This window comes from Ruminobacter sp. RM87, assembly GCF_000701925.1.
GTDB lineage: Bacteria > Pseudomonadota > Gammaproteobacteria > Enterobacterales > Succinivibrionaceae > Ruminobacter > Ruminobacter amylophilus.
This window is the reverse complement of the sequence record NZ_JNKD01000091.1, coordinates 1-5,638: the sequence shown is the minus strand read 5'-3', so window position 1 is coordinate 5,638 and position 5,638 is coordinate 1. Positions and strand designations below refer to the sequence as shown.

General features: G+C 38.4%; 6 protein-coding genes, 2 tRNA genes and 2 rRNA genes. 3 read left to right on the top strand and 7 right to left on the bottom strand.

The genetic code is table 11. The features are described from left to right. A partial coding sequence (locus T489_RS13810) for a hypothetical protein (protein ID WP_232218322.1) occupies positions 1 to 278 on the top strand: 278 nt, incomplete at its 5' end. A 133-nt stretch (positions 279 to 411) separates the two neighbouring features. Here T489_RS13810 and rpsI read toward each other — a convergent pair. Continuing rightward, the gene (rpsI, locus tag T489_RS0111825; RefSeq protein WP_031580225.1) at positions 412 to 804 is read right to left on the bottom strand and encodes a 30S ribosomal protein S9; all 393 of its coding nucleotides are present in this window, start codon (positions 802 to 804) and stop codon (positions 412 to 414) included. A 12-nt stretch (positions 805 to 816) separates the two neighbouring features. Continuing rightward, a complete protein-coding gene (rplM, locus tag T489_RS0111820) occupies positions 817 to 1,245 on the bottom strand; it encodes a 50S ribosomal protein L13 (RefSeq protein ID WP_031580224.1) in 429 nt (142 codons plus the stop codon). Between the two features lie 532 nt (positions 1,246 to 1,777). Between rplM and T489_RS0111815 the strand changes: the two genes are divergently transcribed. Beyond that, on the top strand, positions 1,778 to 2,185 hold the full coding sequence (locus T489_RS0111815) for a ZapG family protein (RefSeq protein ID WP_031580223.1): 408 nt from the start codon (positions 1,778 to 1,780) through the stop codon (positions 2,183 to 2,185). A 254-nt stretch (positions 2,186 to 2,439) separates the two neighbouring features. Further along, positions 2,440 to 3,807 carry a DegQ family serine endoprotease gene (locus T489_RS0111810; RefSeq protein WP_031580222.1) on the top strand — a complete coding sequence of 456 codons (1,368 nt, stop codon included), beginning with the start codon at positions 2,440 to 2,442 and terminating at the stop codon, positions 3,805 to 3,807. Between the two features lie 42 nt (positions 3,808 to 3,849). Here T489_RS0111810 and T489_RS0111805 read toward each other — a convergent pair whose 3' ends face one another. The 5 genes from T489_RS0111805 to T489_RS0111785 form a co-directional block, all read right to left on the bottom strand. Then, entirely contained in the window at positions 3,850 to 4,950 is a 1,101-nt protein-coding gene (locus tag T489_RS0111805; protein WP_031580221.1) for a S1C family serine protease, read from the bottom strand. A 98-nt stretch (positions 4,951 to 5,048) separates the two neighbouring features. Further along, positions 5,049 to 5,124 (bottom strand) — tRNA-Thr (locus T489_RS0111800). Between the two features lie 113 nt (positions 5,125 to 5,237). Next, positions 5,238 to 5,313 (bottom strand) — tRNA-Thr (locus T489_RS0111795). 9 nt (positions 5,314 to 5,322) lie between these two features. Continuing rightward, positions 5,323 to 5,437 (bottom strand): 5S ribosomal RNA (gene rrf, locus T489_RS0111790). An 81-nt stretch (positions 5,438 to 5,518) separates the two neighbouring features. Continuing rightward, a 23S ribosomal RNA gene (locus tag T489_RS0111785) occupies positions 5,519 to 5,638 on the bottom strand; the annotation flags it as partial.

Here is a 5,638-nt window from a genome sequence, read left to right as displayed (position 1 = left end):
AGATTTTTATACACTTCCTTTCATGCAGTATTCTCTGCATGTTAAAACATCGCATTCATTCAGTTGAAGCCAAGGGGATTCAGTTACCATACGACTCTATACCAAAGATGATATCATCTCTTTCTAACATCACTCAGACTGTATTTCCTGAAGGCTGTTATTTCTCTGAAATTGTCGGAAAGAGAAAAGAGTTGTTTGAAAGATTAGGCATTCCGTTACCTGAACCTGAAACAAATATAGAATACGAAGAAGATTCTGCACTAGAGACAGAAGAATAAATAAAAAATCTCCACCTAGGTGGAGATTTTTGGACTTACCCCATAGTTACACAAATTTGTTCAAAATATGGGTTCTTAACCAAAAAAACCCCGGATGACCGGGGTTTCAATTTCACGCAATAAAAAAATTGTATTAACGCTTTGAGTACTGAGGACGCTTACGAGCCTTGTGTAAACCAACCTTCTTACGTTCAACACGACGAGCATCACGAGTTACGTAACCTGCCTTGCGAAGTTCAGAACGGAATGATTCATCGTACTCAATAAGAGCACGGGTGATACCGTGACGAACAGCACCAGCCTGACCTGAGTTACCACCACCAGCAACAGTGATGTATAAATCAAGGTTGTCCTTGAGATTTAATAATTCAAGTGGCTGACATACAACCATACGAGAAGTTGGACGAGTAAAGTACTCTTCAAGCTTCTTATTGTTGATAACGATGTTGCCGGTACCCTTCTTGATGAATACACGTGCAGTAGAGCTCTTGCGGCGGCCTGTACCGTAGTATTGATTTTCTGCCATTTACTTAAATCCTTAAATGTCTAAAACCTGTGGTTTCTGAGCTGCGTGATCATGAGAAGCACCAGCATAAACCTTTAACTTACGGAACATTGCACGACCTAAAGGTCCCTTTGGTAACATGCCACGAACAGCTGATTCAATTACCATTTCTGGCTTTGACTGAATGAGCTTATCGAAAGTGATTGACTTGATGCCACCTGGGAAACCAGAGTGAGCATAGTAAACCTTATCAGTGGTCTTATTACCAGTTACAACAACCTTAGCTGCATTGATAACGATGATGTAATCACCAGTATCAGCTGAAGGGGTGTATTCAGGCTTGTGCTTACCTCTTAAACGTGAGGCGATCTCAGTAGCAAGACGACCTAAAGTCTTGCCTTCTGCGTCAACTACATACCAGTCACGCTTAATAGTGTCTGGCTTAGCTACAAAAGTTTTCATTGATATAACCCAACTAAAAAACAGTTAAACATAAAGTACCGCTTCCGGTACAAAAATTTTTTCGATATCTTTACCCCCTTCGAGATAAAGAAACTCGAATACGCTCATGTTTTTACACACTAACGCTATGTGGGCGAGCAAATAATACACTAAAATTGAGCTTTTTGCATCTGTTTTTTACCATATTTTGAAATTATTTCTGTCATAAAATTTTCATGACAAAACATTGATAATAATGTGCCATGGCTAAACAATTTATAGAGTTACAGCATACGGCTCCAACTGCGAAAACTGCACGATGGGATTACCATAATAAATATCAACGGGAAAATGACAGTCTCAGGATTAAACTGTTAATTACAAATCCCAAAACAAAGATTATAAGATGTCTGATAATAAAATTTTGAGATATTACTTATTATAAAGACCTTCTTTATTTTATAATCAGTTACATGCAAAAACCAATAACCAAAATACAATAATATAAAAATAATGATACGCTGTGACGCATCTGTTTTAAGGAGGGGTAAACATGGATAATACAACAACTGTCTACATTATACTTTCAGCAGTTCTTGGAGTAATAGTAGGTTTTCTTTTAAGACATTTTTTGATACGAGATGCATCAAAAATGGAATTACAGGATGAACTTACAAAAGCACAAAGAGAAATGGCAACACAAAAGCGTATCCTGACAGATTTTTTCCAAACATCCGGTACACTCTTTGATCAACTTGAAAACAGTTATGCTACTTATGCAAGATTTATGAATGAACAGTCAAAGAAAATCATTCCTCAGTTTGGAAACATGTATGAAACATCTCACCATGATGTATACCACGCCCCGCACCAACCTGAAAAAAAAGAAATGCCAGTCATTGATGAAGCTGAAGTTATATCTGAAGATGTTCATGTAGAAGATTCCTCCAACAACAATTAAAATCAGTTCGATTCAAAAAAAAACATGATTGGTTTCAGTCATGTTTTTTTGTTTCGCGTCGCAAATTCAAAATTAAGATTTGAATCCTTCACACATACCCCCATGTAAATAATCGGAAAGGTCTGTTTTAATTTTATAACTACCCAAGCCTCGAACAAGATAATAAATGAACTTTGACTGAATTGTACTGTCTTAATCTTCGACGACGGTTTTACACTTGGTTATCTTTATTATTCATTGGAGATAAATAAGTAATGTTTAAAAATACAAAAATCATAGGTGCCTTAAGTATAGCATTAGCGCTCAGCCCTATCGGCAATCTTGCCTACGCAGATGCCACTCCGTTAATTGGAGCTCTTTCACAAAATGAAGAAGGTGTCCCTTCTTTAGCTCCTCTTATTGAAAAAGCTGTTCCTGCCGTAGTAAATATTTCTGTCAACGGCAAGAAATCACTCAACCAGAACGCACTGGACATTCCAGATGAATTCAAATTTTTCTTCCCAGAGATTCAAAAGGAAAGAAAGTTTTCAGCACTAGGGTCAGGTGTAATCATCAACGCGGAAAAGGGACTTGTAATAACAAACTACCATGTTGTTGATGGAGCAGATGACATAAAAGTGACGCTTCATGACGGACGAGTCCTGAAAGCCTCAGTTAAAGGTCAGGATGAACAGACAGACTTTGCTCTTCTTGAACTTGAATCACCAAAAAATCTAACTGAATTAAAATTCGCTGATTCAGACAACCTAAAGGTGGGAGATTTCGCAATAGCCATTGGAAATCCGTTTGGTCTCGGACAGACAGTCACCTCAGGTATTATAAGTGCTCTAGGTAGAAGTGGTTTGAATATCGAGAATTATGAAAACTTTATTCAGACAGATGCTGCAATAAATTCAGGAAATTCTGGCGGAGCACTGATAAACCTTAAAGGTGAACTGATTGGTATTAATACTGCAATTCTTGGAAGATCAGGCGGAAATATAGGTATCGGCTTCGCCATACCGTCAAATATGGCTCACTCAATAGTTGATCAGCTCATAGCAAACGGCAAAGTATCACGTGGTCTGTTAGGAATCACAGGAACTGAAGTGAACGAAGACCTTGCTAAGAACTTCGACTATCACAGTGTTAATGGTGCTTTTGTTAATGAAGTACTTAAAGATTCTGCTGCTGATAAGGCCGGTATTAAATCAGGTGATATTCTTACATCTATAAATGGAGTAAAGATCAGTAATTTCGGTCAGCTCAGAGCCAAGATAGCCACCCTCGGTGCTGGAGCAAAAGTCAAAATAGGCATATTCAGAGACGGAAAGGAAAAAGAAGTTGAAGTAACATTAGACGGCGATAAAGGCCATACTGTGGCGTCAAATAGTTCAAATCCTCTGTTTGAGGGCGCAACCTTATCAGATAACGATGGTAAAGGAGTGCTTGTCTCAGACGTTAAAGATAACAGCCGTGCAGCAAGATATGGTTTGGCAAAGGGAGATATAATAACCGAAGCTAACCGAGAAAAAGTTAACAGCATGGATGATTTAAATAAGATTCTTAGTAAAAAGAATAAATTCCTTGCACTGAAGATTAACAGAAAAGGCATGACTGTATATCTGACCAGTAATTACTAGTCGTACAACCCCAAATCCAATGGACTGCACAGCAGTCCATTTTTAATTCTGCTCAGCAAGGAGAACTGATGTCTCCAGAATTTCATCACCACGAATAAGCGAAAAGGTAAGAGATGTATTAGGCATAGAAGAAGCTATAATGTTCATTACCTGTTTGAGATTATTAACCTTAATGCCATTAATGGCAGTAATAATATCACCCGTGCGTAAAAGATTGGTTGCAGGACCTGCAGGATCTATACTTGTCACAATTATGCCGGATTTGTTCTTATATCCCGCCTGATCTGCAGAAATATCTTTTGCAGTTATGCCCAAATAACCTCTGATTACACGCCCATGTTTAATGATGTCATTCATTATATTGAGAGAAAGCTCTGCAGGAATAGCAAAACTGATACTATTTGTCTGTGCTTCAATTGAAGAAAGTGTTGCTGTGTTCATTCCAACAAATTCACCAAGAGAATTAACCAGTGCACCACCAGAATTGCCTGAATTGATTGCTGCGTCAGTCTGTATAAACTCCTGTAGTCCAGGTGACAAATCTAGAGTATTAAGATTTGTAACACCACTGCCGCTTCTGCCTACAGCACTGATAATTCCCATTGTAATAGTCTGACCAATGTTATAAGGATTTCCAATAGCCAAGACTACATCACCTAGTCGCGGTTTTCTTTTAAGATTAATTGGTATTACAGGAAGAACATCTTTAGTAGAGACTTTGAGAACCGCAATATCCGTACGTTTATCATAACCTATAATGGACGCCTGGTAAGTTTTACCATTTCTTAGCTGGACAAAAATAGTACTCCCTACAACTGAGGCATTCATAATAACGTGATAATTAGTCAGAATATAACCATCCTTGTTAACAATAATACCTGACGCGGAACTTAAATTTCTTGTTGAAGATGTTGAATCACTTTTACTTCCATCATAGTCACTGTCGGTTATCTGAATAAATATGTTAACAACTGCAGGAGCACTGGCCTCTATGGCCTGAGTATAGTTTGCAGGAGCATTATTATTCTGAAACAAGGAATAAGAAAACTTACTGCTATGTTCTTTAATCATTAAGTCATTTACAATCAGAATGGTAACACCAAGTATTAGACCTGAAAATACAGCATGAAGCAATGATTTCATAGTTAACCTTTAAAAGATCTGCAAACACAAAAGACAATAAAGTATACAATAAAAATTGAAGCAGGATAAATGATTAAAGAAAAAAAGAAGAATTTGAGTGGTGCTGATACCCAGAATCGAACTGGGGACCTCACCCTTACCAAGGGTGCGCTCTACCGACTGAGCCATATCAGCACATATGACATATGAATTTGAACATGCTCATTATATATGAAAAAAAAGTAATTACAACAATTTTCTCATATATTCAAACAAAAACCCCCTTGCAGTGCAAGGGGGATAATGCATGGTGCTGATACCCAGAATCGAACTGGGGACCTCACCCTTACCAAGGGTGCGCTCTACCGACTGAGCCATATCAGCAAATTAAATGCCTGGCAATGACCTACTCTCACATAGCGAATGCTACACTACCATCGGCGTGACCGCTTTTCACTTCTGTGTTCGGAATGGGAACAGGTGGTTCAACAGCACTATCTTTACCAGGCGTATCCTGTACAATTTATCAGCTTACTTATCCGAGCCCTTCTCAATACTCACAAGCGCCTTAAAACTTCTTGAGCGTTGTATGGTTAAGCCTCTCGGGTCATTAGTACTGGTCCGCTACATGCATCACTGCACTTCCACTCCCAGCCTATCAACGTCGTAGTCTCCAACGTCCCTTACAAACTTATAGTTCGGGATGACT

Bases quoted from the DNA above. Each gene is read 5' to 3' on its own strand.
- rpsI (WP_031580225.1), bottom strand. From the start codon at position 804: ATGGCAGAAAATCAATACTACGGTACAGGCCGCCGCAAGAGCTCTACT.
- rplM (WP_031580224.1), bottom strand. From the start codon at position 1,245: ATGAAAACTTTTGTAGCTAAGCCAGACACTATTAAGCGTGACTGGTAT.
- T489_RS0111815 (WP_031580223.1), top strand. From the start codon at position 1,778: ATGGATAATACAACAACTGTCTACATTATACTTTCAGCAGTTCTTGGA.
- T489_RS0111810 (WP_031580222.1), top strand. From the start codon at position 2,440: ATGTTTAAAAATACAAAAATCATAGGTGCCTTAAGTATAGCATTAGCG.
- T489_RS0111805 (WP_031580221.1), bottom strand. From the start codon at position 4,950: ATGAAATCATTGCTTCATGCTGTATTTTCAGGTCTAATACTTGGTGTT.